This window comes from Halochromatium sp. NSM3, from assembly GCF_059621085.1.
In genome coordinates, this window is sequence record NZ_JCAQIA010000087.1 from 1 (window position 1) to 1,312 (window position 1,312).

1 protein-coding gene is annotated in these 1,312 nt (G+C 67.1%); it reads left to right on the forward strand.

Annotated elements, in window-relative coordinates; all coding sequences use genetic code 11:
* The coding region (locus AC54T3_RS17410; protein ID WP_496626572.1) for a glycoside hydrolase 100 family protein at positions 1-1,312 on the forward strand (1,312 nt) is incomplete at both ends.

Here is a 1,312-nt window from a genome sequence, read left to right on the forward strand (position 1 = left end):
GCGGCGAGCCGGTCGGGACTGTCGCCGCCCATGATCCCGAGACCGAGGCGCTCAACTACGACCAGGTCTTCACCCGCGATTTCGCCATCTCGGCGTTCGCCTTCCTGCTCGATGGCCGCCCGGAGATCGTCCGGCATTTCCTCTCCACGGCCGTGCGGCTGCAAAGCCATGAGCGCCAGCTCGATTGCTTCAAGCCCGGCGAGGGACTGATCCCGGCCAGCTTCAAGGTCACCGGTGAGGGCACCGACGAGCAGCTCATCGGTGACTTTGGCGAGCACGCCATCGCCCGCGTCGCGCCGGTGGATTCCGGCTTCTGGTGGCTGCTAACGTTGCAGGCCTATGTGCATGTCACCGAGGACCGCGTCTTCCTGAATCAGGCCAGCGTGCAGCAGGCGATCCGGCTGCTGCTCGATCTGAGCATGACCAGCCGCTTCGACATGTTCCCGACCATGCTGGTGCCGGACGGCTCCTTCATGATCGACCGGCGCATGGGCGTCTACGGCTATCCGATCGATATCCAGGCGCAGTTCTTCGCGGCGCTCTGTGCGGCCACCGATCTGCTCGACGCCGACGAGCCGGCGAACGCGCGCTATTGCGCGGCCCTGGACGAGCGCCTACCGCACCTGGCCCATCATGTGCGCACCTACTATTGGCTCGACCTCGCGCGGCTGAACCAGATCTACCGCTACGGGATCGATGAGTACGGACCGGCTGCGGTCAACAAGTTCAATATCCATCCCGACGCCATCCCCGACTGGCTCATGGACTGGCTGCCGGAGACCGGCGGCTATCTGCTCGGCAACGTCGGCCCCGGCCGGCTCGACTATCGCTATTTCGGCCAGGGCAATCTGCTCGCCTGCGCCGCCGGGCTGGCCACCGAGGCGCAGACCGCCGCCCTGATGCAGCTGATCGCACAGCGCTATGACGACCTGATCGGCCAGATGCCGCTCAAGCTCTGCTTCCCGGCGCTGGAAGGCCAGGACTGGCGCATCCTCACCGGCTGCGACCCGAAGAACCGGCCCTGGTCCTACCACAACGGCGGCAACTGGCCGGTGCTGCTCTGGCTGCTGGCCCTGGTCGGTCTGCGCACCGGTGCCGATGAGCTGGTCGAGCGCGCGCTCAGCGATGCCGAGCGGCGTCTGGTCCAAGACGACTGGCCGGAGTATTACGACGGCCGCCGTGGCCGCTTGGTCGGTCAGCAGGCACGCCGGCATCAGACCTGGAGCGCCGCCGGCTATCTGGTCGCCTGCCAACTGCTGGAGCGCCCCGAGCGTATCGAGCTGCTGCACCTGGGCCGCTCGGTGGAGGGTGC